Origin of the sequence: Limnohabitans sp. 2KL-17, assembly GCF_003063415.1 — a bacterium.
Lineage (GTDB): Bacteria > Pseudomonadota > Gammaproteobacteria > Burkholderiales > Burkholderiaceae_C > Limnohabitans_A.
This window is the reverse complement of sequence record NZ_NESK01000035.1, coordinates 1-26,096: the sequence shown is the minus strand read 5'-3', so window position 1 is coordinate 26,096 and position 26,096 is coordinate 1. Positions and strand designations below refer to the sequence as shown.

Here is a 26,096-nt window from a genome sequence, read left to right as displayed (position 1 = left end):
ATGGGCTTACAAGTGGGCCAAGGCGAACAAAAAACGAAGGGAATATCAGAATGCGAAAGGAAAATCAAAAAAATCAAAACCATGCGGGGCGAAATTGCGCTCGCGAATGGGGTATTTCAGCAGCCTGCTAACCCAATGGGTGATCCATCTCCAGCACCGGTATCACCTAACAACTGCACCATGTCAGTCACCAACGAGAGTATCACTGTCACCTGCCCAAATGATGGAGGTGGCGGAGGCGGTAAAGTCATCTGCACAGAGCTCTGCCGAAACGGTGCCATTGAGCATGAAGTATGGATGGCCGATATCCGCTACAGTCGCCAGAACTTCTCCGAGCAGACCATGCGCGGTTATCACCTATGGGGTATTCCGTACGTGAAGCTCATGCGCAAATACCCATCGTTCGCCAAACTCGCAGAATACCCCACACGGTGGTTTGCCGAAGACATTGCTTATCGCATGGGGGTGCTGTCCAAGCCCAACTACAAGGGTTTGGTTTTGCGAGAAGTGTTCTTCCGGCCAGTCTGCTTTGGCATCGGTCTGTTCGCTAAGGCGCGTGACTGGCAAGCACTGTGGCGCGATGGTGTGACACCTTCAGGTGTTCGCTCCTGAGTGGATGCTGGTGGCTTTGCCGCAGTAGATCACAAAGGTACCACTATCGTCCATTTACTCCACGCCATCAGGCAAAAATGCCTGATGGCGTTGATTGCTTTGTAAGGAAAGAACATGACTTGGTGCGTATGTCGATGGTCAATGGGGATTCTTTTTTCAGGGATTCTGTTACTAAGTGGTTGCGCGTTGACACCCAAGGACCCGCAAGCATTATTGCAAAGCGATGAGCTATTGTCTCGTCAACTGGACACCATTGATGCCTATTTGAATAAAACATCGCCGCAGCAACGCACGGTCATTTATGTAGGTTCAGCCCAAAATTCTCAATCATTGGTGTTCCAGCGCGATGTTTTATTACTGAAGCAACGGTTATTGGAAATCAATCCCAATCTACAAACCATCTTGCTCAGCAATCAGTTGGAATCAAGTCAACTGAATTACCCGTTCGCCACCCAGTCATCCTTGGACATGGTTTTCAAAAGAATTGGGGACTGGTCTCAAAAACGTCCTATCCATCTGGTGACATTGATTTCGACGCATGGGAATGTCGACCTCCTTTCAGTGAACATCGGCAACGCCTATTGGCCCGCAGTTCGGTCGGTCAACATTAAGAAATGGCTTGATGTCATACCGCATGTGCCATCGGCATTGATTCTCTCTGCATGCTATTCGGGCTCATTTGTTCCACCCCTGCAAGGGCCACAACGAATAATCATGACCGCCGCTGCCCACAACAGAAACTCGTTCGGATGCGCCTATCACGACAAGAACACCTACTTCATGGGAAATTTGTTGGGAGAGGGTTGGAATCCAGATCAAACATGGCAGGAAAACCATCAGCAAATGGCCCAAAAAATCATGGCTCTCGAACAAAAAAATGGACTGCTGGCCTCATCCCCGCAAATTGATGTGCCGGAAAAATTCAGCAGCCAAAAGATCAAAGATTTTGTCAACGGTCGCAGGCCCGAATAAAAACACAAGATCGGTTTCAAGGTCACCCCATGTCATTGTTTCGCCAAGAGGCCCTTCAACAGCAACAGCAGCGTTATTACGGCGCGATTGTGTTGCGTAGCCCACAAGTGTTTGTATGGCTTTCGGTGGCGGTACTTTGCATTGCCGTTTTGCTGATGAGTTTGCTCATTTGGGGTCAGTACACAAGGCGCGCCAGTTTGAGTGGTTTTGTCATCCCCGAAGGGGGCGTTTTGCGTGTTTACAGTCCTTTGGCTGGGCGCGTGGCTGCTTTGCATGTGCACGAAGGCCAGGAGGTGCAGGCCGGGCACGCTTTACTGACCGTGCTGGATGAGCGCTACCGAGAACAAGGGCCTGAATCGCGCACAGCCGTAGCCACCCAAATCGAATCGCGGCAACGCAATTTGCGTGCGGTTTTGGGTGAACAAAAGCAGCTCTATCAACGCACCAGTACAGGGCTACAAACACGTATACAGGCCTTGGAACGTGAGCAGGTGCAACTGCAACAAGAGCAACGGGCTTTGCAGCAGCGCTTGGAATTGGCCTCGGTCATGGAACAACGGTTTCGGGAACTGCGGGCGCAAGACTTTGTTTCTGTAGTGCAGTTGCAGGAAAAAACCGAAGCCGCCTCTGAGTTGCGCTATCGAGTCCAGCTGAATGAGCGAAACCAAACCAGTATTGCCCGTGAGTTGCAAACTTTACAGACCGAGCTGGAAGTCTTGCCCATGCGCGAACGCACCCAGCTGTCTGAGCTGGAACGCAATCTGCAAGGAGCGCAGCAAGAGCTGATCGAAACGCAGTCAAAACGGGAAATGGTGGTCCGCGCACCAACAGCTGGCCGTGTCACGGGCATGAGCGCCAAGCTGGGCGCAGGCGTTGACCCTGAACGGCCCCTGATGACATTTGTGCCCTTGGACGCAGACAAAGCCACCTTGGAAGTGCATTTGTTTGCCCCCAGCAAAGATGCCGGTTTCATCAGGCCCGGCCAGTCGGTGCGGATTCGCTACCAAGCTTATCCCTATCAAAAATTCGGTCACTACGATGGCGTAGTCCAAGAGGTTTCGGGTTCACCCATGTTGCCTGCTGAATTGCCTTACCCCGTTGCAGCCAAGTCAGAAGGGCTCAGCCTGCTGGCGGGTTTACCCGTCATGCCCAACACCGATCCCATGTTCCGCATCCGAATTCGACCTCAAAACCCCTATGTGATGGCCTATGGCCAAAAACAAGCGTTGCAAACCGGGATGCAGGTTGAGGCCGATGTGATGCTGGACACGCGCAGCCTTTTGGAATGGATTTTTGAGCCGCTGCTGAGCGTGCGTGGAAAGTATTTTTGATGAACTTCGCTTGGCCTGGCACCAGCCAGAAACTGCCGATCACTTTGCAGACCGAGGCGGCCGAGTGTGGCTTGGCTTGCTTGGTCATGGTGTTGTCTTATCACGGGCATGACATTGACTTGCCCAGTCTGCGCAGTCGCTTGGCTGTATCACTCAAAGGCATGAACTTGGGGCAGCTGATCGAGGCAGCAGAAAGCTTCTCGTTGGCAGCTCGGCCCTTGCGATTGGATTTGCACGAGATCAGCAGCTTGCAAACCCCTTGCGTCTTGCATTGGGACATGAACCACTTTGTGGTGCTCAAACGTGTGACGGCCAAACACCTGGAAATTCACGACCCGGCCAAAGGTTTGGTGAGGTTCAGCCACAAAGAAGCCTCTGCACATTTCACGGGTGTGGCATTGGAGTTGATGCCGACCAGTGGATTTGAGATCAAAAATGAAAAGCAACGCGTGCGACTGCGCGAGCTTTTTGGGCAGGTGTTGGGGCTCAAACGCCAGCTTTTGCAAATTTTCTTGATCTCCATGGGCATTGAGCTTTGCGGTTTGCTGTCACCTCTGTATGTGCAATGGGTGGTGGACCATGCGCTGGTCTCGGGGGACAGGGATTTGGTCACCTTGCTGGCCATGGGCTTTTTCACCGTGGCTTTGATCCAAGTTTGTGTCAGTGCCTTGCGCTCTTGGGTGGTGCTGCATTTGAGTACCAGCATCAGTGTGCAATGGTCGGTAAATGTGTTTGCACACCTGATCCGTCTGCCATTGGCGTGGTTTGAAAAAAGGCACCTGGGCGATATTGTTTCGCGCTTTGACTCTATTGGGGCCATTCAAAAAACCCTGACCACCAGTTTCATTGAAGCCGTCATCGATGGCGTCATGACGATCGTGACCCTGTGCATGATGTTTTTTTACAGCGCATGGATGAGTCTGATCACGCTCGCTGCTGTGGTTTTGTATGCACTTTTGCGCATGTTGGTCTACGCACCGTTGCGGCGTGCCACTGAAGAGCAAATTGTGCTGAGTGCCAAGCAGCAGAGTACCTTTTTGGAAAGCGCTCGGGGTGCCCAGGCCATCAAACTGTTTGGACGTGAAGGACAGCGTCAGATCATGTGGCACAACCGCGTGGTGGACACCACCAATCGGCTGGTTGCAACTCAAAAATTCATGATCTTGTACCGATTGGCCAACGGGACATTATTGGGTTTGGAATTGATTTTGAGTGTCTGGCTTGGGGCTCAACTGGTTTTGGCCAATGTTTTTTCCATTGGGATGCTGTTTGCCTTCATGACGTACAAAGCGGTTTTTGCAAGCCGCATCAGTAGTCTGATCGACAAGGCCATTGAGTTAAGCATGTTGAGCTTGCAGGGGGAGCGGTTAGCCGACATCGTTCTCACTGAGAAAGAAGATTTACGCACCCAGCAAAAACGCGGAGCCTTGGTGAACCCACAGCTGGCGGTGGACAACATCAGTTTCCGATATTCAGAGCTTGACCCCTATGTGCTGCACAACCTTTCCTTGGAGTTGCCAGCAGGAAAATCCATTGCCATCACTGGCCCATCGGGTTGTGGCAAAACCACATTGGCCAAACTGCTTTTGGGTTTGCTCAAACCCGAGAGTGGCCGCATACTGGTCAATGGGCAAGAATTGGAACGCATGGGCTTGCACAATTACCGCCCGTTTGTGAATGCGGTCATGCAAGACGACCAATTGTTTGCAGGTTCCATTGCAGAGAACATCGCATTTTTTGCGCAGTCCATTGACATGGACAAGGTTGAAGAGGTCTGTCGCATGGCCTGCCTGCATGATGATGTGAAGGCCATGAACATGGCGTACAACACCCTGATTGGTGATATGGGCACGGCTTTATCGGGCGGCCAAAAGCAGCGCTTGCTCCTCGCACGCGCTCTGTATGGTGATCCGCAAATTTTGGTGTTAGACGAAGCAACCAGTCATCTGGATGTCGAGCTGGAAAAAGCCATCAACCAAGCTATTCAAAACCTGTCTATCACCAGGATCGTGATCGCTCACCGTCCGCAAACCATCGCTGCATGCGATTGCGAGATCCATTTACCAGACCATAACCACGGCTGACACCGATACCGAACCATGTCCCTTTGCGAACTCACACGTACAGCCATACAAGACTTGATTCCACACCGTGATCCATTTCTATTTTTAGAAAGCGCACGAGTGGAATCCGAGAAGGAAATTTCTGGTCTTGCTGTATGGTTAAACACACACCCGATTTTGCAAGGTCACTTCCCACAAAAGCCGGTAGTTCCAGGTGTCTGCTTGATCGAAGCAGGAGCTCAATTGGCAGGGGTATTGCTGCGATGGCAAAGTCAAAATATGCCTGCGTCACAAAATGGCTTGGGTGTGCTGGCCAGTGTTCAAAAGGCCAAATTCAAGCGAGGCTTGGCACCCGATGAGTTATTGATACTACATTGCCAAGTTCGCGCATTGAGCCCACACGCATTTGTGGTTCATTGCAAAGGTTCAACACACACCAGCAGCAAAACAGTTTTTGAAAGCGAAATTTTGCTGGCACAACAAATTGCCCCCACTTGAGCTAGAGCAATGCCTGCGAATACATGGATACCCGGTCAAGCCGGTTATGGCAAACGGAGAATCAGCGCTGAATTTGGCAGGCCTCGCGTGCCAGCGCCTCGATGCGCGCCCAGTCACCCTGGGCCAGTGCATCGGCGGGCACCAGCCACGAGCCGCCCACGCAGGCCACGTTGGACAGGCTGAAAAAATCAGCCGCATTGCTTGGCGTCACACCCCCGGTAGGGCAAAACTTCACGTCAAAGAACGGGCCGCTCCAGGCCTTTAGCATGGCCGGGCCGCCCGCCTGGATGGCCGGAAAAAACTTGAGTTCGGTGTAACCGTCTTCTTGCGCCATCATGATTTCGCTGCCGGTGGCCACACCGGGCAACAGCGACAAGCCGTGGTCTCTGCAAGCCTGGCCCACTGCGCGGGTGTAACCGGGACTGACCGCAAACTGCGCACCGGCTTTGGCGGCGGCAGCAGCATCTGCCGGGCTGCGCACAGTGCCTGCACCCAACACGGCACCGGGCACTTCTTTGGCGATCGCTTCCATACAGGCCAGGGCCTGCGGTGTGCGCAAAGTCACCTCGAGCATGCGGATGCCACCCGCCACCAAGGCGCGGGCCATGGGCACAGCATGCGCCACATCGTTGAGCACGATCACGGGGATCACGGGGGCGTCCTGCATCACTTGCAGAGCGGTCAATGGACGCTTGAAATTCACAGCCATGTGCAGGCTCCTTCTTCGGCTTTGAGCGCGTTGCGGCGCATGTTGGCAAACAGTTCACGCCCCATGCCCACGCCGTTGGTGGCGCACAACTCAGCGGGCATTTGGGCCAGCGGGCGAGCATCCCATTCGGCATGGTTCACCAGCACTTGCAGCGTACCCGCGACACCGTCGAGGCGGATCAGGTCACCGTCTTGCACTTTGGCCAATGGCCCCCCCGCTGCGGCTTCGGGCGAGACATGGATGGCAGCGGGCACTTTGCCCGAGGCCCCGCTCATGCGGCCGTCGGTCACCAGCGCCACCTTGAAGCCCTTGCCTTGCAGCACGGCCAAGGGTGGCGTGAGTTTGTGCAGCTCGGGCATGCCATTGGCTTGCGGGCCTTGCCAACGCACCACACACACCACATCGCATTCCAGCTCACCTGCTTGGAAGGCCGTGTGCAATTCGTCCTGAGAATTGAAAACACGCGCGGGCGCTTCAATGATGTGCAGGGCTTCGGGCACCGCCGAGACCTTGATCACGCTGCGGCCCAAATTGCCTTGCAGCAGCTTCAGGCCACCGGTGGCGCTGAACGGGCTGGCTGCGGGGCGCACCACGGTGTCGTCTCGGCTTGCACCCGCGTCGTGCCAAACCAATTGGCCATTTTCCGAGGAAGGAATGCGGGTAAATTCGCGCAGGCCCCCGGCACGCACCGTCAGCACATCGGGGTGCATCAACCCCGCGTCGAGCAGTTCACGGATCACATAACCTGGGCCGCCTGCAGCCTGAAACTGGTTCACATCGGCACTGCCGTTGGGGTAGACGCGGCTCAGCAAGGGCACCACATCGGACAAGGCCGAAAAATCGTCCCAGTCGATCACGATGCCGGCAGCGCGCGCCACCGCCACCCAGTGGATCAGGTGGTTGGTCGAGCCACCAGTCGCCAGCAAGGCCACCATGGCATTGACGATGCAGCGCTCGTCCACCAAGCGCCCGATGGGGGTGAAATTTTTGGCCTTGACCAGCGCCAGCACGGTGCGGGCAGCTTCGCGGGTCAAGTCCTGACGCAAGCCCTCGGCGGGGTTGATGAAGGCGGTGCCCGGCACATGCAGGCCCATGGCTTCGAGCAGCATCTGGTTGCTGTTGGCCGTGCCATAAAAGGTGCAGGTGCCTTCGCCGTGGTAGGCGGCCGATTCGGCTTCGAGCAGCTCAGGGCGCCCGACCAGGCCCAGCGCAGCTTGCTCACGCACCTTGGATTTTTCGTTGTTGGACAAGCCACTGGTCATGGGGCCTGCAGGCACAAAAACCGTGGGCAAGTGGCCGAACTGCAAGGCGCCAATCAACAGGCCCGGCACGATTTTGTCGCACACGCCCAGCATCAGGGCGGCGTCAAACACATCGTGGCTGAGCGACACGGCCGTGGCCATGGCGATCACGTCCCGGCTGAACAGGCTCAGCTCCATGCCGGGGGTGCCTTGGGTCACGCCGTCGCACATGGCCGGCACGCCACCCGCCACTTGGGCGGTGGCGCCCTGTTTGCGCGCTTCGTCCTTGATCAGGTCGGGGTAATGCTGCAAAGGGGCATGGGCCGACAGCAGATCGTTGTAGGCATTGACGATGCCGATGTTGGGTGCACGCGGTGCCACCACCAAGATTTTGTCAAGCGCGGTGGCGCGGCCCTTGTCGGCCTCCGGCATGGCGGCAAAGGCATGGGCCACGTTGGCGCAGCCCAGACGCTGCGCACCGGGGTCTTTGTTGGCAGCGGCGTCCACCTGCTGCAAATAGGCCTGGCGGGTCGGGCGGCTGCGCTCTTTGATGCGGGCCGTGACGGTGGCCACAGTGGGGTGAAGTGTCATGGGCATGGGCATGGGTCTGACCAATCAGCAATAGGAGGTGTGGCAGTCGGATGTTTCATGTCGAAAAGCTCCAGTTGCAGTGGATGCACGCAAGTTGGTAACTAAGTTACATGCTGAATGGTAACCGGGTTCACCCTTTGGGGGCGTTTATGGGGTTACATACCGGGTACGACTTTCATCCCGCATGCCACGGCACAAGGGATCGCTCTGCAAAACCTGCCCGTTTGCGGATGAATGCTCGCCTGAAGGCTTGGGCGCATTCGTTTTCTCCGAAAATGGCCTCAAATGTTCAAGAAGTCCTTGATTGCATATGACAGATACAAATGCCGACGCTCAAACCAGCTTGACCCATGCCAGCGGATCGCCTATTTTTCAGGGCGCTTTGCTTGAGCATTTTCGAAAGCAGTGTGCAGCAGGCCAGGACTTGTGGGTGTTTGGCTACGCATCCTTGCTGTGGCGGCCTGAATTCGAGGCGCAAGAACAGCACATCAGCCGCGTCTGGGGCTGGCACCGCGCCCTCAAGATGTGGAGTCGCTTGAACCGTGGCAGCCCTGAATGCCCCGGCCTGGTGTTTGCCTTGCTGCCCGGTGGCAGCTGCCAAGGCATGGTTTACCGGGTCGCCAAAGACCAGGCCGATGAAGTGTTGACCCGGCTTTGGGCCAGGGAAATGCCCATGGACGTCTACACCCCCTGCTGGCTGCCCTGCGCCACACCACAGGGCCGGGTCAAGGCGCTGGCCTTCACTCTGCCGCGCAGCAGCCCCAGTTTTACTGGCCACTTACCTGCCGAAACCTACCGTCAGATTTTCCAGCAAGCGTGCGGACGCTTTGGCACCACGCGGGACTACGCCCTGCAAACCTACGAGAGCTTGCTCGCCCATGGCATCGAAGACCGGGCTTTGGCCGCTTTACTGCGCCATGCCGACTGAAATGCGCCCTGCCCGTCCTGCTTTGTAAGCCCCTGCCCCGCTCAAGCTCACCAGGCCCACCCGGGCCGGCATCAACAGGGCGTGCCTATACTTGCTGCATGAACATCGCCGACCTGCGCAAGAGCTACGAAAAAGCCGAGCTCAACGAAAACGCCTCCAACGCCAACCCCCTCAAGCAATTTGAGCAATGGCTGCAAGAAGCCATTGCGGCTGAAGTGCCCGAGCCGAACGCCATGACGCTGGCCACCGTGGCCAGCAACCTGCGGCCCAGCACGCGCGTGGTGCTGGTCAAAGGCTGCGACGAGCGCGGCATTGTCTGGTACACCAACTACGACAGCCGCAAAGGACAGGAACTGGCGGGTAACCCTTTTGCGGCGCTGCAGTTTCACTGGGTGGAGCTGGAGCGCGTGGTGCGCATCGAAGGCCGGGTCGAAAAAGTCAGTGACGAAGAAAGCGACGCCTACTTTCACAGCCGCCCACTGGACTCGCGCATCGGAGCCTGGGCCTCACCGCAAAGCCAGGTGATCGAGGGCCGCACTGTGCTGGTGACCAACGCCGCCAAATATGCCGCGCAATTCATGCTCAAGCCGCCACGGCCTCCGCACTGGGGCGGTTACCGTCTGGTGCCCGATGAATGGCAGTTCTGGCAAGGCCGCAAAAGCCGACTGCACGACCGGCTGCGTTACACGCAAGGTGATGGCACATGGCTGCGCGAGCGGCTGGCCCCCTGAACCGACAGGCTGCCTGTTGTAGCCTTTCAAGCGGGCAGCAGGGGCAACACCGCCATGACCGCCGAAACGCTCAAGACCGCCATGACAGTGGACACGGCCACGCCAGCGGTGACGGCATCTTCTTCTTTGCGATAGCGCTGCGAGAACAAAAACACGTTGGCGCCAATCGGCAAGGCTGCCGCCACGGTCATGACCGCCAGAGGCAAACCCCGCAGGCCCAGCAACCAGCCCACCCCGAGCATGAGCAGCGGATGCAGCACGGTTTTCACCAGAGACAGCCAGAGGGCAGACTTGAACTGCTTGCCTATCGGCGTTTGAGACAGTGTGATGCCCACCAACACCAAAGCAATTGGCCCGAAAGCGTTGCCTAACAAAGCCAGTGGGCGGTCTACGATGGGATGAAGTCCCCACCCCGTTTGTGCATAGACCAAACCCACCAGGATGGGCAAAGGCACCGGGTGAATGATGGCATTGCGCACGGCAGACGCCACGGTGCGCCAAATGGGACGCTGCTCACCCGACAAGACGGCTTGTTCGTTGGCAACCTGCAGCTCCAGCACCAGCGTGGCGGCGCTCAGCAACACCAGCGCATGCAATGAAATCAGGGTGAACAGCAGCACCTGTCCTTCTTGCCCGTAGGCCAGACCAATGAGTGGCACACCGATCATCAAGGTGTTGCTGAAAATGCTGGCCAGCGCCAACACCGAAGCCCGGCTGTTGCCGCCGTACACCCAGAGCATGGCCACGAACAAGGTGCCTGCGACCAGGAAATACTGTGCCACCGGCTTGAAGTCCAGCTGCTCGATGTGCACGCTGCTCATGGTGCGAAACAACAAGGCCTGGGTCAAGACCAGAAAGACCAGGTTGGACAAATCGCGCACCGACTCGCCACGCACCCACTTGGCCTTACCCGAGACAAAACCGATACAGATCAGCAAGACCACGGGCAAAAGAGAGGAAAGAACAGGGTGATCAAGGTTCATGGCCTGATTATCCCGGTGCGCCAGACCCCCTTGATGTCGGGAACCACGTAGCGCCGCCATTCAGGCAGCGCCACATGTGCCTTATCAGAAGCTGGCCTGAACCCCCAGCTTGAAGCCGCGCCCCGGCAAAGGCGACTTGCCAAAAGCCGTGCTCGTGAGGATCGAGCTGGCGCCGTAGGCCAACTGATCGGTCAGGTTGTCCAGACGGGCAAACCAGTTCAGCACGGTGGTGTCCAGCTTTTGGCGGTAGGACACGCTGGCATTGACCAGGGTGTACGCGCCGGTGGCCACACTGCCTTCGGGCACACGCTTTTGCGCGGCATGCCAGTCAGCGCCCAGCTTGGCGCTCCAGGGGCCTTGGCCATAAACCAGCGTTGCACCCAAGCGCATGGGGGCGATGCGAGGCAATGGCTTGCCGGTGCTCTCGTTGGTGGCCCGCACGGTGTCGGCACGCCAATCGAGGTCGAGCGTCGAGGTGTTTTGCCACAGACGCTGGCGGCCGCTGGCTTCCAAACCGGTGAAGCGGGCCTTGACGCCTTGGTAACGTTGCACGGGCAAACCGTCCTCAACATCCAAGGTGTTCATCAAGCCGATGTAGTTGGCAAATTGACTGGCAAAGGCTGTCACATTCAGGCTGTCAGGGCCCGATTTCCACTGGACGCCTGCATCCAGGCTGTTGGACTTTTCCAAGCCCAGGTCTTTGTGGCCGATCTCCCATGCATTTGTGGCCAGATGCGGGCCATTGGCAAACAATTCGTAGTCTTTGGGCGCACGCTGCGTCATGGCCGTATTGCCTGTCAAAGACCATGTGGGCGACAGCTTGAAAACGGCACCTGCGGCCAGACTGAACGGTGTGAACTTTTTGGCACCGATGCCCTCGTCAAACCGATTCAATTCCGGATTGCCCAAGGACTCCACACGCACCGACTCCCAACGCGCACCCGCCGTGAGTTGCCCCCAGGTGGTCGGCAACTCTTCGTGCACAAACAGGGCCTGGCTGCGGCTGCGGCTGAACGGGGCAAAAGCTTCTATGCCCACCGCAGAAAAGCGGCTCGATTCGGCCTGCACACCCAGCACACCTTGCCACCCTGAGAGCGGACGATGCCGCGCTTCGATGCGCAGGTCTTGGCCTTTGTTGGCGAACACGGTGCCCGCATCGGCACCTTCAAACTCGGTGTGCTGGTAATCGGTGTGGCCCAAGCGGGCCTTGACGCTTTCAAACCAGCCGGGCAGTTGGCGCAGCTGGCCTTCCAATGCATAGCGGGTGGTCTTCATACCGATCGTCACTTTGTCTTCGGCCACTGTGCCGTAATCGCTTTGGTAACTGTTGACCGATGCACCCAAATAGCCGTTCGCCCAAAAGGTGCTGGCGCCGATCGCACCGCCTCGAGACTCGCTGGCCGAATTACAAATGCGCTTTGCAAAGCGGGTTTCGTCCGTTTTGTCGCAAGCCAACGACACGGGCACGCGCACGTCGCCTGTTCGGCGGTCAAAACCGTCCACATGCAAGGCCCAGCGTTCGTTGCCTGCCTCCACCAGGCCAGCCACGCTGCGTTCGTCATTGCCGGTGCCAGCCTGCACTTGGGCTTTGCCCAGCACCCCCGACATGGCTTCGCGCGGGATGCGGTTGTCAATCACATTGACCACGCCGCCCACAGCACTGCCGCCATAAAGCAAGGCGGCGGGGCCGCGCAAAACCTCTATGCGGTCGGTAGACAGCACATCCAAAGGCACAGCGTGGTCGTAGCTCAAGGCCGAAGCGTCCAGGCTGGATGCGCTGTTGTTCAGCACCCGAATGCGGTCACCGTCCAAGCCCCGGATGATGGGGCGGCTGGCGTTGGGGCCAAAGTAGGTGCTGGACACGCCAGGCAAGCCGTTGAGGGTTTCGCCCAAAGTGCTTTGCCCTCGTTCTAGCAAATCGTTGCGCCCCATGGCACTGACAGGCACCGTGGTTTGCTCGCGCCCCAAAGGGTTGCCGGTGATGACGATTTCGGTGGGCACACCGGTGGTCACCGCCTGTGCAAATGCCGAAGCCTGAGAAAAAGAAATTGCGGCCAGGCAGGCGCCCGCCAAAGCCGAATGTTGAAAAGAATGTGTCATGAGCATCTGATTGAAAAGAACAAGAACAGGCATCGGCCTTCAGTCAAACACTGAAGGCCAAAAAGCCGGGATCAGGGGTTCAAATCAGAGCAGGCGGCGCTCGCGCTTGCGCCAGAGACCAACGGTCGTGGCCCCGTAAAAAAGCGGCCCAGAAGACCGGTGCCTGCACGGACAGCATGGGTGCAGACCAGGCCAGCAGCGGTGCATTCAGGCTGTCCGCGTGGGCCAGATGGTCCAGTACCCGACACAGATCCGAGCCTGCCGAATGGCCCGAATGATCTGCATCGTTTTCTTCGTGGGCGTCGTCTTCTTCGTGGGCGTCGTTTTCTTCGTGGGTATGACCGGCATGCAGCCCGGCGGGCGCGGACAGCGCAAGCTCGGCACTGTGCACAATGCCATGCCACTGGCCCCATACGGGCGCCCACAACAAGGCCCAGACCAGCAGACCGATCTGCCAGATGGGCCAGCGAATGCGCGCGAAATTCATCTATGGCAAGCGATGACTCGGCCGATCAATGGGCGTGCTTCATGCCGCAATATTTTCCAAGGGCCAGGCCCTTGCAAGCCGTTTGCAAGGCTTTGGTGCACTGGTCCGGCTTTTTGCCCGACTCCAGGCATTTGGCTGCCGCCTCATGCGCCTCGGCCATGGCGCGGTGACGGGCAATGTCTTCCAGGGTTTCCTTGTTGCTGTGCTGTGCGCCAGCCAGGCCGGCAAGGGTCAGGGTGATGAGAAAAAAAGCAATGCGTTTCATGGTTTTGTTCAGGGTTGTCACCGCACACCAGGCGCTGTGATGTCAATCGCGCACCAAACGCGCGAAGGTTTTTTTGAATTTCAGCACCTTGGGCGCGGCCACTGCCATGCAGTAGCCCTGGTAGGGGTTGCGCTCAAAAAAGTCCTGATGATAGTCTTCGGCCGCACTGTAGTTGGCCAGCGCCAGCACTTCGGTCACGATGGACTGGCCAAACGCCTTGGCTGCGCTTAACTCGGCGATCAATGCACGGGCCACCTCGGCCTGTTCAGGCGTGGTGAAGTAAATGCCGCTGCGGTACTGCGTGCCTGCGTCATTGCCCTGGCGGTTGAGGGTGGTCGGGTCGTGGATTACAAAGAAGATCTCCAGCAACTCTCGGGTGCTGACCTGTGCCGGGTCGTATTCAAGCTTGACCACCTCGTTGTGCCCGGTGCGTCCGGTGCAGACCTCTTCGTATGTGGGTGACACGGTGTGGCCATTGCAATAGCCCGACTCCACATCGGTCACGCCGCGCACCTTGACGTAAACCGCCTCGGTGCACCAAAAGCAGCCGCCGCCCAAAACCAGAGTTTCTGTCATGCTGTTTCCTCTTATCTACTTTGGATTATCAGCCGCGCAAGCCATCACCTTGCACCGCCAGTACAAAGTCCTTGAGGGCCGTCTGGTCTCGGTCGCTGCGCCACAGGCAGCGGGTGTCGTAACGCACATCGACCTCGCGCAGCGGCACAAACACCGCACCCGCCAGCGCAGATTGCTGCAAAGCCTGCGGCACCAGTGCCACCCCCAGGCCCTGAGACACCAAAGACACCACACTCAGCCAGTGGCGCAATTCATGCACCACGGGCGGCATCCAGCCTGCTTGTTCGCAGAGCAACAAAATGCGCTCGTGGTAATCGGCCGAGACCGTGCGCGACACCACCACCAGGTCTTGTCCGGTCAATGCTTCCAAGCCCAAGCTCGCAGCCCCAGCCAGTGGGTGGCTGGCCGGCAAACAAGCTACCAAGGGCTGACTGGCCACCAAAATGTGCTCAAACCCCGGCGGCACCCGGGGCGTGTGGACAAAGCCGACATCCAGCCGCTCACGCATCAGTTCGGACAACTGTTCGGCCGAACTGAGCTCACGCAGCACCAGGCGCAAACGCGGGTGACTGGCCTGAAAGCCTTTGAGAATCTGCGGCAAACCGCAATACAGCATGGTCCCGGCAAAACCAATGGACAACTGGCCCGATTGCCCCTCGGCCACATCGCGCGCTTGCTGGGCAGCTGCACCGGCTTGCGCCAACAAGGCCCGGGCTGCAGGCACAAAGGCCAGTCCAGCAGCCGTAAGCTGCACGCCCCGACTGTTGCGGTTGAACAGTTGCGCCCCCACAGAGGCCTCAAGCTGCTGGATATTCAGGCTCAAAGGGGGTTGTGAAATCGACAGCCGCTGGGCGGCGCGGCCAAAATGCAGCTCTTCGGCCAGCATGAGGAAGTAACGAAGGTGACGGAATTCCATGGATTTAAAATTTATATTGCCGCATCGATAATCAATATTAGACAACTATTCATCAACGGCCAACAATGGCCAGCATGCCAAGCGCTGGCGTCAGAATCCTGCAGGATGTGAAAACGGCTTCACTCAAGCAAACTGACCTCGGCATTGGCCAAATTGACACCCCCCGCCTGGAGACCTGAATGAAACCCACTTTTCAATGGAATGACCCCTTCTTGCTGAGCGAGCAACTCAGCGACGACGAGCGCGCCATCGTGGACGCCGCCCACACTTTTTGCCAGGACCGCCTGCAAACCCGTGTGTTGCAAGCCGCCCGCCACGAAAAATTTGACCGCGAGATCATGAACGAAGCCGGTGCCATGGGCTTTTTGGGCAGCACCATCGAAGGCTATGGCTGCTCCGGCCTGAGCTATGTAGCCTATGGCCTGATCGCCCGCGAGGTCGAGCGCGTGGACAGCGGCTACCGCAGCGCCATCAGTGTGCAAAGCTCGCTGGTCATGCACCCCATCAACGAATACGGCAGCGAAGCCCAGCGCCAGAAATATTTACCCAAACTCGCGACCGGCGAATGGGTGGGCTGCTTTGGCCTGACCGAACCCAACCACGGCTCCGACCCCGCCAGCATGCTGACCCGCGCCAAGCCAGTCGATGGGGGGTTCATCGTCAAAGGCGCCAAGATGTGGATCACCAATTCGCCGATTGCCGATGTGTTCGTGGTCTGGGCCAAGCTGGAAAACGAAGATGGCTCAGTGGGTGGGCAAGAAGCCATCCACGGCTTCATCCTCGAAAAAGGCATGAAGGGCCTGACCGCTCCCAAGATCGAGGGCAAGATGAGTTTGCGCGCCAGCATCACAGGCGAGATCGTGATGGACGATGTGTTTGTGCCGTCTGAAAACCTGATGCCCAACGTGAACGGCCTGAAAGGCCCGTTTGGCTGCCTGAACAAAGCCCGCTACGGCATTGCCTGGGGCGCCCTGGGTGCCGCCGAAGACTGCTGGTTCCGCGCCCGCCAGTACACCATGGACCGCGTGCAGTTTGGCCGCCCACTGGCACAAAACCAGCTGATCCAGAAGAAACTGGCCGACATGCAGACCGAAATCGCCCTGGGCCTGCAAGCCTGCCTGCGCGTCGGTCGCCTGATGGACGAGGGCAAATCGGTGCCTGAGATGATCAGCCTGATCAAGCGCAACAGTTGCGGCAAGGCGCTGGACATCGCGCGCATGAGTCGCGACATGCACGGCGGCAATGGCATCCACGACGAATACCACGTGATCCGCCACATGATCAACCTGGAAACCGTGAACACCTACGAGGGCACACACGATGTGCATGCCCTGATTCTGGGCCGGGCTCAAACTGGTCTGCAGGCTTTCTATTGAGTGGCTCGCCAGAAAAACCAAAGGGGCTTCGGCCCCTTTTTTATGGGTATTTCACTTGACATGGTGGCTGGGTCGCTTGACGAAATGCAGCCCACAGCCTACATTACTAACCAGTCAGTCATTAGCTTAATGTTGTGAACACCACCGACACCACAGTCCCTCACAAACGGGAACGCCGCAAACAAGACCGCCCGGGCGAATTGCTCGAAGCAGCGCTGGATTTGTTCGTCGAAAAAGGCTTTGCCGCCACCCGCGTGGAAGAAGTGGCCGCGCGGGCGGGTGTGTCCAAGGGCACGCTGTTTTTGTACTTTCCCAGCAAGGAAGACCTGTTTAAAGCCGTGGTGCGCGAGAACGTGGTGACCGCTGTCGCCCAGGGTGCCACCGAGGTGGCACAGTTTCAGGGCAGCTCCGGGGAACTTCTGGAATGGATGATGCTGCAATGGTGGCGCCGTTATGGTGCGACCAAGGCCTCAGGCATTTCCAAACTGGTGATGAGCGAAGCCAGCAACTTTCCGGACCTGGCTGATTTCTTCCGCACCGAGGTCATCACGCCCGCCCACGCCCTGGTGCGCAATGCCTTGCAGCGCGGCAAAGACCGGGGCGAGTTTCGCGCCGTTGACACAGAACTGGCCCTGCACTCGGTCATGGCACCTCTGCTGTTTTTGGTGATGTGGAAACACTCCATGGGGCCTTGCTGCCCCAGCCATGAACAGATCGACCCTGAAGCATTTATCTCGCAACACGCCCAACTGATGGCGCGTGGCTTGTCCATTTCCTGAAACACCATGAAAAAATCGACCCTCTGGATTTTCACCGCGATCACTGCTGCGGCCTTGTTGGCAGGCGGTGCCCGCTGGGCCAGCCAGCGCAAACTTGCGGCAGACGCCACGCCGGCAACGGCCACGGCTGCCAACCAGATTGAGCTGAGTGCGAGCGAAGTGGTGCGGGCTCAAAAAATGGACATGCAGCTGGGCCTGCCGGTTTCGGGCACACTGAAAGCCAGCCAAAGCGCCATGGTCAAAGCGCGCGTGGTGGGCGAGTTGATGGACCTGACGGTTCGTGAAGGCGACTTGGTCAAAACCGGCCAGGTGATCGCCCGCATCGACCCCACCGAATACCAGGCCCGTGAGCGCCAGGCCAAACAACAAGCCGAAGCGGCGATGGCACAGGTCGATTTGGCGCAAAAACAGTTTGACAACAACAAGGCGCTGTTTGACCGGGGCTTCATCTCGCAAACCGCCTTGCAAAACGCCGTGGCCAGCCTGAACGGAACCAAAGCCACCCACCTGGCCGCTTTGGCCGGACTCGATGTGGCCCGAAAGGCCCTCGACGATGCGACAGTCCGTTCGCCCATCAACGGTCAGGTTGCCCAGCGCCTGGCCCAAACCGGCGAGCGCATGGCTCTGGACGGCCGAATTGTGGAGATTGTCAACTTGAGTCAACTGGAACTGGAAGCGGCTTTGCCCGCAACCGATGCCAGCCATGTGCGCCGGGGCATGACGGCGCAACTGAAAGTCGAGGGCCAGGAAGAGGCCATAGCTGCCAAAGTCTTGCGCATCAACCCCGCTGCCCAAGCCGGTAGCCGCAGTGTGCTGGTCTATCTGGGCATCACAGGCCAAGAGGGTTTGCGACAAGGCCTGTTTGCCGAAGGCGTGCTGGGCACCCGGACCGTGCAGGCACTGGCCGTGCCATTGTCGAGCGTGCGCACCGACAAACCCATGCCTTATGTGCAAGCGCTGGAGGGCGATCAGGTGCGGCACATCCCCGTAGAAACGGGCGCCCGTGCCGAGAAAGCACAGCAAAACGTCACCCTGACCTGGGTTGAGGTCAAGGGGGTCACTGAAGGCACCCAGGTGCTGACCGCCAGCGCCGGGGCTGTTCGCGAAGGCACCCGGGTGAAGTTCACCGCTGGCGTGCGCTGAAGCACAACACCAAGGCCTATCCATGTGGTTCACCCGCGTCAGCCTGAAAAACCCCGTCTTTGCCACCATGGTCATGCTGGCCTTGGTGGTGATGGGCTTGTTCTCTTACCAGCGACTCAAAGTCGACCAATTCCCCAACATCGATTTCCCGGTGGTGGTGGTCAGCACGGAATACCCGGGCGCCTCGCCTGAAATCGTCGAGAGCGAAGTCTCCAAAAAGATCGAGGAAGGTGTCAACTCGATCGCTGGCATCAGCGCCCTCACCTCTCGCAGCTACGAAAACCAGTCTGTCGTGGTCATCGAGTTCCAGCTGAACATCAACGGCCGCAAGGCGGCCGAAGACGTGCGGGAAAAAGTAGCCGCCATCCGCCCTTCCCTCCGGACCGAAGTGAAAGAGCCCAAGGTGCTGCGGTTCGATCCGTCTGCCCGCGCCATCTGGTCGCTGGCCGTGGTGCCCCAAACCGTGCAGGGACAAACCCCCAGCGCGGTGGAGCTGACCAACTGGTCGGAGCAGGTGCTCAAGAAACGCCTGGAGAATGTGCGTGGCGTGGGCTCTGTCTCACTGGTTGGTGGCACTCGGCGCGAGATCAACCTTTACCTGCAGCCCGCTGCCATGGAGGCGCTGGGCGTCACGGCTGACCTGGTGGTCACCGCAGTGCGCAACGAAAACCAGGACCTGCCTGTTGGCGCCATTCGCTCCGTGGAACAAGAGCGCATGGTCCAGATCGAGTCGCGCATGAAGCGGCCCGAAGACTTTGAACGCATCATCGTGGCCCGAAAAGGCAACACCCCGGTGCGCTTGTCCCAGGTGGCCCGCGTGCAAGATGGGGCCCAAGAACTGGAGACCATGGCCCTTTACAACGGCCAGCGCACCTTGCTGCTGACGGTGCAAAAAGCCCAGGACGAAAACACCATCGATGTGATCGACGGCCTGGTCAAGACCGTCGCCGACATGAAAAGCCAGACCCCTTCGGGCATCCGGCTCGAGCCCATTGCCGACGGCTCACGCCCCATCCGCGTGGCGGTCGACAACGTGCGCCGCACCCTGATCGAAGGCGCCATCCTGACGGTGCTGATCGTCTTTTTGTTTCTCAACTCCTGGCGCTCCACCGTCATCACGGGCCTGACACTGCCGATCTCCCTGATCGGCACCTTCATGTTCATGCAGATGTTCGGCTTCACCATCAACATGGTCACGCTGATGGCCTTGTCGCTGTGTGTGGGTTTGCTGATTGACGACGCCATCGTGGTGCGCGAAAACATCGTGCGCCATATGCAAATGGGCAAGAACGCCTGGAATGCCTCGATGGATGGCACGCAAGAGATTGGCCTGGCCGTGCTGGCCACCACCCTGTCCATCGTGGCCGTGTTTTTACCGATTGGCTTCATGGAAGGCATCATCGGCAAGTTCTTTCATGAGTTCGGCATCACCATCGTGGCGGCGGTCCTGATCTCGATGTTTGTGAGCTTCACGCTTGACCCGATGCTGTCGAGCATCTGGCACGACCCCAGCATCGAAGCGCATGGCAAGCACCTGGCGCCAGTGACCTTTTATGACAAAACCATTGGCCGTGTGACGGGCTGGTTCGAGCGGGCCACAGAGCGCCTGGCCGAGCGTTACCAACAAATCTTGGCCTGGTCGCTGGTTCACAAACGCAAAACCGTGCTCATGGCGGTGGGTGTTTTTGCGCTGAGCATTTTCATGCTGCGCTTCGTGGGCACCGAGTTTGTGCCCAAGGCTGACTTTTCTGAAACCACCGTGAATTTTCAGACCCCTGTGGGCAGTTCACTGGAAGCCACCGAGGCCAAAGCCAGGCAAGTGGAAGCCATCATCCGCGAGTTTCCGGAGGTGCGCTACACCCTGGCCACCCTCAACACCGGCAATTCACTGGGCAAAAACAGCACCAGCATTTATATCCGGCTGATCGACCGCAAGGACCGTCAGCGCAATGTCGACCAGATGTCGGGCCTCCTGCGCGATCGGCTGAACAAAGTGCCCGGCATCACCGTGACCCATGTGGGCCTGCTGGACTCGGTGGGCGGCAACAAGCAGGTGGAGTTTTCCTTGCAAGGCCCCGACCAGCGAGAGTTGGAGCGTTTGGCCTTGGGGGTGATGGAAAAAGTTCGCAACATCCCGGGCTTGGTGGATCTGGATTCCAGCGTCAAAGCCAACAAGCCCACCATCCGCATTGAAGTGCTGCGGGATTCGGCCGCCGACCTGGGCCTGGGCACAGGGCAACTGGCTGGACCTTTGCGAACCCTGGTGGCGGGTCAAACAGTGGGCAACTGGCGTGCGCCGGATGACCAGACCTATGACGTGAACGTGCGCCTTGCCCCCGAAAGCCGCAATGCACCGCAAGACCTGGAGCGGCTGCCGTTTTCTGTGGGTGCTGGGCCTGACGGCAACCCGCGCACCGTGCGCCTGGGCCAGGTCGCCAAAGTCACTGAAGCCACGGGCTCCAACCAGATCAACCGACGCGACCTGTCGCGCGAGGTGGCCATCAATGCCAATGCCTATGGCCGGGCTGCAGGCGAAGTGTCTGCAGACATCCGCAAGGTCATGGATGGCGTCAGCCTGCCACCGGGCTATCGCTACCAGTTTGGCGGCTCCACCAAAAACATGGCCGAGTCCTTTGCCTATGCCGTCTCGGCCCTGGCCATGGCCGTGATCTTCATTTACATGATTCTCGCCAGCCAGTTCAAGAGCTTCTTGCAGCCCCTGGCCTTGATGACCGCCCTGCCGCTCACCTTGATCGGCGTGGTGCTGGCCTTGATGGCTTTCCGGTCGACCTTATCGATGTTCTCGATCATCGGCGTGATCATGCTGATGGGCCTGGTGACCAAAAACGCCATCTTGCTGGTGGACTTTGCCATTCGGGCAAGGGAAGACCACCAGGACGCTCAAGGGCACCTGGTCCCGGGCATGGCGCGCAACGAAGCACTGTTGATGGCGGCCAGGGTCCGTTTGCGCCCCATTTTGATGACCACCTTGGCCATGATTTTCGGCATGGTGCCCTTAGCCTTTGCCATGACCGAGGGCTCTGAACAGCGCGCCCCCATGGGCCAGGCCGTGATCGGTGGCGTCATCACCTCGTCCTTGCTCACCCTGGTGGTGGTTCCAGTGGTCTATTGCTATATGGATGATCTGGCGCAATGGATTCGCCGCAAAGCAGGGCTTGCCCCCAGCACCCGTCAGGGCCAAGACACGCCAGCCCCTTAAAATCACAACAATTTAGCGATAACCCTTTCAGGAGTACCCCGATGGATCTGAATCAAGCCCGATTCAACATGATCGAACAGCAAATCCGCCCATGGGAAGTGCTGGACCCGCAAGTGCTGGAACTGCTCTCGGTCGTGCACCGCGAAGACTTTGTGCCGCTGGCCCACAAGGCCCTGGCCTTCGTGGACATGGAAATCCCTTTGGGTGCGGCGCCCAACCAGGTCATGCTGGCGCCGCGGGTTCAAGCACGCTTGCTGCAAGACTTGGTCGTGAAGAAAACCGACAAAGTGCTCGAGATCGGCACGGGCTCCGGCTTCATGGCCGCCTTGCTGGCCCACCAGGCAGCACAGGTTTTGAGCCTCGAAATCGACGCGGCCATCGCCGCCCAAGCCCAGGCCAACTTGCAAAAAGCGGGTGTGACCAACGTGACCGTGCGCCAAGCCGATGGCAGCCAGGGCGCAGCGGCTGACGGCCCTTTTGATGTGATTTTGCTCAGTGGTTCGGTGGCCGAAGTGCCTGCAGCCCTGTTGCAACAACTGACCGTAGGCGGCCGTCTGGCCGCCATCGTGGGGGACGAGCCCATGATGCGCACCACCCTGATCAGCCGCACCAGCGACACCAGCTGGACCACCACCGAGCCTTGGGACTGCAACGCTCCTCGCTTGAGTGGCTTCGCTGAGCACTCACGCTTCAAGTTTTAAAAGCGCCACACCATGGACCAGATCACGCCAGAACACATCTCCGAATGGGCCAAAGCCCAGTCCCAACGCCCCATCCTGCTGGATGTGCGTGAGGGTTGGGAACTGCAAACCGCCAGCGCCAAGACCGATGCCCTGGACCTGGTGCACATCCCCATGCAAACCATTCCGGCGCGCCTGGATGAGCTGGACAAATCCCGCCCGATTGCCTGCCTGTGTCACCACGGTGGCCGCAGCATGCAAGTGGCAGCCTTTTTGCAGCAACATGGCTTTCAAGTGGTCAACGTGACTGGGGGCATCCATGCCTGGTCGGCACAAGTCGACCCAACCATTCCGGTTTATTGAGCCGCTTGGCATTCCCGATTTCAGAAAGACACATTCCCATGAAACTGCGCATCTTGCCTTTGACCCTTGCCCTGGCGGCTGTCTTCACTGGATCGGCCCAAGCCCAAAGCCTGGTCCAGCTTTACGAAGCCGCCAAAGGCTACGATGCTGCTTTCAAAGCGGCACAGTCCCAATTCCAGGCCAATCTGGCCAAAGCAGAGCAAGCCAAAGCCTTGCTGCGCCCCACGGCGGGTTTGGGGGCCACCCTCAGCGAGTCTGATTTCGACAACAAGACCAGCTCCAACATCGACGCAAAATACGGAACTCGCAACGCCACGCTCAGCGCCAGCCAACCGCTGTTTCGCCCCGCCAACACGGCCGGCTACCAGCAAGGCCTGAAACAGGTGGGCCTGGCCCTGGCGCAACTGAAAGCGGCTGAGCAAGACCTCATCGTGCGCGTGAGCCAGGCTTATTTTGAAGTGCTGACCGCCGAAGAAAGCCTGGCTTTTGTGAAGGCCCAAAAAGCGGCGGTTGCCGAGCAATTGGCAGCGGCCAAACGCAACTTCGAAGTCGGCACCTCCACCATCACCGACACGCGCGAGGCACAAGCCCGCTTTGACCTGGTCATTGCCCAGGAAATTGCGGCTGAAAATGATCTGCGCGTCAAGAAACTGGCGCTGGACCAATCCGTGGGCACACAAAACGCGCAGCCTGTTCCCCTCAAATCCGGGGCCAACTTGGGCCAGGCAGCAAGCGCCGATGCCGAGACCTGGGTGCAACAAGCCGTTGGCCAAAGCCCCAGCATCGAACAAGCCCGCATTGGATTGGAAGTGGCCCAACTCGAAACCGAAAAAGCCAAAGCCGGGCACATGCCCACACTGGATTTGACGGCCTCCTATGGCGGCACCCGGTTTCGCAATGGCAACCAGTCATCCAGGATTGACAACAAGACGGGCACCATAGGCCTGAGCTTCAACCTGCCCCTGTATGCAGGCCACGCCACACAGAATCGCATTCAGGAAACCGTCGCGCTGGAAGAAAAAGCCCGCATCGACCTGGAAGGGGCCCAGCGCACAGTGGCGCAAACCACACGCACCGCTTATTTCGGGGTGCAATCCGGCTTGGGGCAAGTCAAGGCCCTAGAAGCGGCTGAAGCCTCCAGCCAAAGCGCGCTGGATGCCAACAAGCTCGGTTACCAAGTGGGCGTGCGCATCAACATTGATGTGCTGAACAGCCAAAGCCAGTTGTTCCAGACCAAACGTGACTTGGCCAAAGCCCGTTACGACGTTTTGCTGGGCCAACTGAAACTGCGCCAGGCAGCCGGGGTGCTGAAGAAGGAAGATGTGGAAAGCATCAACACGCTGCTGTCGAAATAAGACCCCGCGCCAACCCGATCGATATGCAAGCAGCACCGCAAGAAGTTGCACCGACATGGCAATGCGTGATGGTGTGCTGGGGTGACAAATACCCCATTCCCCTCATCAACCACCTGATGGCGCAAATCGAGCGGCACGCCCCATCTGCGCCTCGCTTTGTCCTGATTTGCGATCAGCCCAAGCCAGGGCTGTATCCAGGGGCCATCACACGGGACTTTCCGGCCTTCTTTTTGAACCCCGAGTTCAAAAAAGGCGGATGCCATGCCAAGCTGGCCATGTTCGAAAAAGGGGTGTTGCCCGAAGATCTGCCAGCCATCTACATTGACCTGGACACCATTGTGCTGGGTGACATCAGCAAGGGCTTGAAGCTGATGGACTCAAGGCAGACGGTTGCCATGCTGCCCAGCGCCATCATTCCATTTGGCCCTATTGGCCGCACCATCTGCAAGTTGACCCGCAAAAAGAACTACGCCCGGGGCAACTCGTCCATGGTGGTTTTTCATCCCGCCGAATGCCATTACGTGGCGGAGACCTTCCGCAGCTTGTTCGCCAAGCACCCGGACTTTGGCTTTCGCCCCATGGTGGCGGATGAGCGCTTCATCAGCTGGGTCGCGCAGACTCACATGAAGAAACTGCCCAAAACCTTGATCGTCAAATTTCCTGGGGAATTTATGTTTCCCTGGCGGTGGTGGCTGTATGTCAAGGCCTGGTTGCCTTGGGTTCGCTCACGGCGTGCGAAGCTTGCAGCGATCACGCTGAATGGCTTGCTCATCAAGCCGGAGATGCTGGTGACTCTGCAGGACGGAGAACTCGTGACAGACAGCAAATTCCGAAAGATGGTCTGGAGCGAACGCACGCTTGGCGGTTCTCGCCGTCGGATATTGGATTTTTACCAATTCCTCAAGACACCGGTTTAACGTTTCTCAAAGCGAGCATGGTGAAAGTAGCTGTACACATGCGATTGGATTTCTTGCACAACCAGTGGCTCCAACTCATCGGAAGCACCCAAAGCATCCACAATTCGCTGCAGGACCAGCATGTTGTGATGGTCTTTGCTTTTCTTGATGAATGGTACGCCTAAACGCAACACCAATGGCATTTGTGCACAGGCAAACATGTTTTGAGAATCACACAAACGTCCATACCACTCTCGCCAACGGACCACCACATCGGCGTCCGCACATTGCAGCAATGCATTCCTTTCTTGCGCCAATGAGCGATCCATCACAACCAACTCCTGGGCAAACAATGGCCAGGAAAACTCAGACTTGTTTCCCGCCAAACCTTCGTAAGTTTGCTGATCCACCATAGCGTGCTGCGTGAAACGTTCATCATGAATGAACAAGGCAGACAACTTTCGTTCGCCCCGCCTGATGGTTCTGGGCTTGCTGCTCGTCTGCCGATAACTAAGCCAAAAATTCCTGAACTCGGATGATCTCCAGACCTTTTCTGAAAACAACAACATGAATGAGGCGTAAAACAACTGACGCTGATGGCTTTGCGATCGACCGCGTTGGGCCGACAATGCCCCCACCACATCTGCCCCAGTCTTCTCCATGTCGGACAAAAAGGTACTGTTTCGCACTGCAGGAAACCACACACTGTCATTGATGAGTAAAAGATGCTCGGGCTGAGTACCTGATTGCTGCAACCACAAAACAGCCTCTTGATAGCCTCCAAAGTCGTAGCCAAAATTTGGACGAACAATCAAGTGAGCGACATCAAATGAAAGACGATCTCTGTCTTTTTCCATCAACGCCCCGTTGGACACCAGCACACACGCGTACCCCTGTTGCTTCAAATACCCGCAAGTCGCAATGACTGAATCAGCAACACCATGCGGTTGATAAATCAGAAAAACAGCCACACGCGGAGTCCAAGGCGCGTCACCTGCGAAGTGTTTGACGTAATGCACACGCCGCATCTGGTAATCCATGCGCAAAAATGCGTCCCGAATTTGACGGTAGGGCTCCAATAATTGCGCCCCCAAGCGACGCAGCTCTCGTTGAATTTTCCACCGATCAACGCCCATGAATCTTCCTGTTAATGCCCCTGATGGCCAGTCCAAATTCCCCCACCCGTGGCCACCCCAAATTCCCCCAGGCAGCGCAGCCAGATTATGACGTTTCCAGATTGACGTCCAAGCGTGCCGCCGCCTCCTTGAGCCTGTAGCTCTT

23 protein-coding genes and 1 pseudogene are annotated in these 26,096 nt (G+C 58.1%); 15 read left to right on the top strand and 9 right to left on the bottom strand.

Annotated features, from left to right (window positions below; translation table 11 throughout):
- The 5 genes and pseudogenes from B9Z45_RS15120 to B9Z45_RS15100 form a co-directional block, all read left to right on the top strand.
- Window positions 1–612 (top strand): annotated as a pseudogene (locus B9Z45_RS15120) (hypothetical protein); the annotation flags it as partial.
- Window positions 613–726: 114 nt separating this feature from the next.
- On the top strand, window positions 727–1,584 hold the full coding sequence (locus tag B9Z45_RS15115) for a C13 family peptidase (protein ID WP_108408049.1): 858 nt from the start codon (window positions 727–729) through the stop codon (window positions 1,582–1,584).
- A 29-nt stretch (window positions 1,585–1,613) separates the two neighbouring features.
- Window positions 1,614–2,915, top strand: a complete 1,302-nt coding sequence (locus B9Z45_RS15110) for an HlyD family secretion protein (protein WP_108408048.1) — start codon at window positions 1,614–1,616, stop codon at window positions 2,913–2,915.
- On the top strand, window positions 2,915–4,999 hold the full coding sequence (locus tag B9Z45_RS15105; RefSeq protein ID WP_233252222.1) for a peptidase domain-containing ABC transporter: 2,085 nt from the start codon (window positions 2,915–2,917) through the stop codon (window positions 4,997–4,999). The genes B9Z45_RS15110 and B9Z45_RS15105 overlap by 1 nt, the downstream gene beginning before the upstream one ends.
- A 15-nt stretch (window positions 5,000–5,014) precedes the next feature.
- A complete protein-coding gene (locus B9Z45_RS15100) occupies window positions 5,015–5,476 on the top strand; it encodes a 3-hydroxyacyl-ACP dehydratase FabZ family protein (RefSeq protein ID WP_108408047.1) in 462 nt (153 codons plus the stop codon).
- Between the two features lie 61 nt (window positions 5,477–5,537).
- Here the strand turns inward: B9Z45_RS15100 and eda are convergent, their stop codons facing one another.
- Together eda and edd are read right to left on the bottom strand one after the other, a co-directional pair.
- Window positions 5,538–6,185 (bottom strand): bifunctional 4-hydroxy-2-oxoglutarate aldolase/2-dehydro-3-deoxy-phosphogluconate aldolase, encoded by a 648-nt coding sequence (eda, locus tag B9Z45_RS15095; protein ID WP_108408046.1) that lies wholly within the window; start codon window positions 6,183–6,185, stop codon window positions 5,538–5,540.
- Entirely contained in the window at window positions 6,176–8,017 is a 1,842-nt protein-coding gene (gene edd / locus B9Z45_RS15090; RefSeq protein ID WP_108408053.1) for a phosphogluconate dehydratase, read from the bottom strand. The genes eda and edd overlap by 10 nt, the downstream gene beginning before the upstream one ends.
- A gap of 310 nt (window positions 8,018–8,327) precedes the next feature.
- Here edd and B9Z45_RS15085 point away from each other — a divergent pair, with 310 nt between their 5' ends.
- Complete coding sequence (locus B9Z45_RS15085) at window positions 8,328–8,945, top strand: gamma-glutamylcyclotransferase (protein WP_108408045.1); 618 nt, start codon at window positions 8,328–8,330, stop codon at window positions 8,943–8,945.
- 98 nt (window positions 8,946–9,043) lie between these two features.
- Window positions 9,044–9,676 (top strand): pyridoxamine 5'-phosphate oxidase, encoded by a 633-nt coding sequence (gene pdxH / locus B9Z45_RS15080; RefSeq protein ID WP_108408044.1) that lies wholly within the window; start codon window positions 9,044–9,046, stop codon window positions 9,674–9,676.
- Window positions 9,677–9,702: 26 nt separating this feature from the next.
- On the opposite strand, the gene B9Z45_RS15075 is transcribed toward pdxH, so the two are convergent.
- From B9Z45_RS15075 to B9Z45_RS15050, 6 genes are all read right to left on the bottom strand, one after another.
- A complete protein-coding gene (locus tag B9Z45_RS15075; protein WP_108408043.1) occupies window positions 9,703–10,659 on the bottom strand; it encodes an AEC family transporter in 957 nt (318 codons plus the stop codon).
- Window positions 10,660–10,743: 84 nt separating this feature from the next.
- Window positions 10,744–12,759: a TonB-dependent receptor gene (locus B9Z45_RS15070; RefSeq protein WP_108408052.1), complete on the bottom strand. Its 2,016-nt coding sequence runs from the start codon at window positions 12,757–12,759 to the stop codon at window positions 10,744–10,746.
- 79 nt (window positions 12,760–12,838) lie between these two features.
- The gene (locus B9Z45_RS15065) at window positions 12,839–13,246 is read right to left on the bottom strand and encodes a DUF2946 family protein (RefSeq protein WP_108408042.1); all 408 of its coding nucleotides are present in this window, start codon (window positions 13,244–13,246) and stop codon (window positions 12,839–12,841) included.
- Window positions 13,247–13,271: 25 nt separating this feature from the next.
- Window positions 13,272–13,511 (bottom strand): hypothetical protein, encoded by a 240-nt coding sequence (locus B9Z45_RS15060; RefSeq protein ID WP_108408051.1) that lies wholly within the window; start codon window positions 13,509–13,511, stop codon window positions 13,272–13,274.
- 42 nt (window positions 13,512–13,553) lie between these two features.
- Window positions 13,554–14,087 (bottom strand): peptide-methionine (S)-S-oxide reductase MsrA, encoded by a 534-nt coding sequence (gene msrA / locus B9Z45_RS15055; protein ID WP_108408041.1) that lies wholly within the window; start codon window positions 14,085–14,087, stop codon window positions 13,554–13,556.
- Window positions 14,088–14,115: 28 nt separating this feature from the next.
- The gene (locus B9Z45_RS15050; RefSeq protein ID WP_108408040.1) at window positions 14,116–15,003 is read right to left on the bottom strand and encodes a LysR family transcriptional regulator; all 888 of its coding nucleotides are present in this window, start codon (window positions 15,001–15,003) and stop codon (window positions 14,116–14,118) included.
- A gap of 179 nt (window positions 15,004–15,182) precedes the next feature.
- On the opposite strand from B9Z45_RS15050, the gene B9Z45_RS15045 reads away from it, so the two are divergent.
- From B9Z45_RS15045 to B9Z45_RS15010, 8 genes are all read left to right on the top strand, one after another.
- Entirely contained in the window at window positions 15,183–16,379 is a 1,197-nt protein-coding gene (locus B9Z45_RS15045; protein WP_108408039.1) for an acyl-CoA dehydrogenase, read from the top strand.
- 134 nt (window positions 16,380–16,513) lie between these two features.
- Window positions 16,514–17,158 (top strand): TetR/AcrR family transcriptional regulator, encoded by a 645-nt coding sequence (locus B9Z45_RS15040; protein ID WP_108408038.1) that lies wholly within the window; start codon window positions 16,514–16,516, stop codon window positions 17,156–17,158.
- Window positions 17,159–17,164: 6 nt separating this feature from the next.
- Window positions 17,165–18,301 carry an efflux RND transporter periplasmic adaptor subunit gene (locus tag B9Z45_RS15035; RefSeq protein ID WP_108408037.1) on the top strand — a complete coding sequence of 379 codons (1,137 nt, stop codon included), beginning with the start codon at window positions 17,165–17,167 and terminating at the stop codon, window positions 18,299–18,301.
- Window positions 18,302–18,323: 22 nt separating this feature from the next.
- Complete coding sequence (locus B9Z45_RS15030) at window positions 18,324–21,521, top strand: efflux RND transporter permease subunit (protein WP_108408036.1); 3,198 nt, start codon at window positions 18,324–18,326, stop codon at window positions 21,519–21,521.
- A 41-nt stretch (window positions 21,522–21,562) separates the two neighbouring features.
- The gene (locus B9Z45_RS15025; protein ID WP_108408035.1) at window positions 21,563–22,222 is read left to right on the top strand and encodes a protein-L-isoaspartate O-methyltransferase; all 660 of its coding nucleotides are present in this window, start codon (window positions 21,563–21,565) and stop codon (window positions 22,220–22,222) included.
- A 12-nt stretch (window positions 22,223–22,234) separates the two neighbouring features.
- The gene (locus tag B9Z45_RS15020; protein ID WP_108408034.1) at window positions 22,235–22,564 is read left to right on the top strand and encodes a rhodanese-like domain-containing protein; all 330 of its coding nucleotides are present in this window, start codon (window positions 22,235–22,237) and stop codon (window positions 22,562–22,564) included.
- 38 nt (window positions 22,565–22,602) lie between these two features.
- Window positions 22,603–23,919: a TolC family outer membrane protein gene (locus tag B9Z45_RS15015; RefSeq protein WP_108408033.1), complete on the top strand. Its 1,317-nt coding sequence runs from the start codon at window positions 22,603–22,605 to the stop codon at window positions 23,917–23,919.
- 23 nt (window positions 23,920–23,942) lie between these two features.
- Entirely contained in the window at window positions 23,943–24,836 is an 894-nt protein-coding gene (locus B9Z45_RS15010) for a hypothetical protein (RefSeq protein WP_146180930.1), read from the top strand.
- On the opposite strand, the gene B9Z45_RS15005 is transcribed toward B9Z45_RS15010, so the two are convergent.
- Window positions 24,833–26,096, bottom strand: a 1,264-nt coding sequence (locus B9Z45_RS15005; protein ID WP_233252221.1) for a rhamnan synthesis F family protein, incomplete at its 5' end; no start/stop codon positions are given. The two genes, B9Z45_RS15010 and B9Z45_RS15005, sit on opposite strands and share 4 nt — an antisense overlap.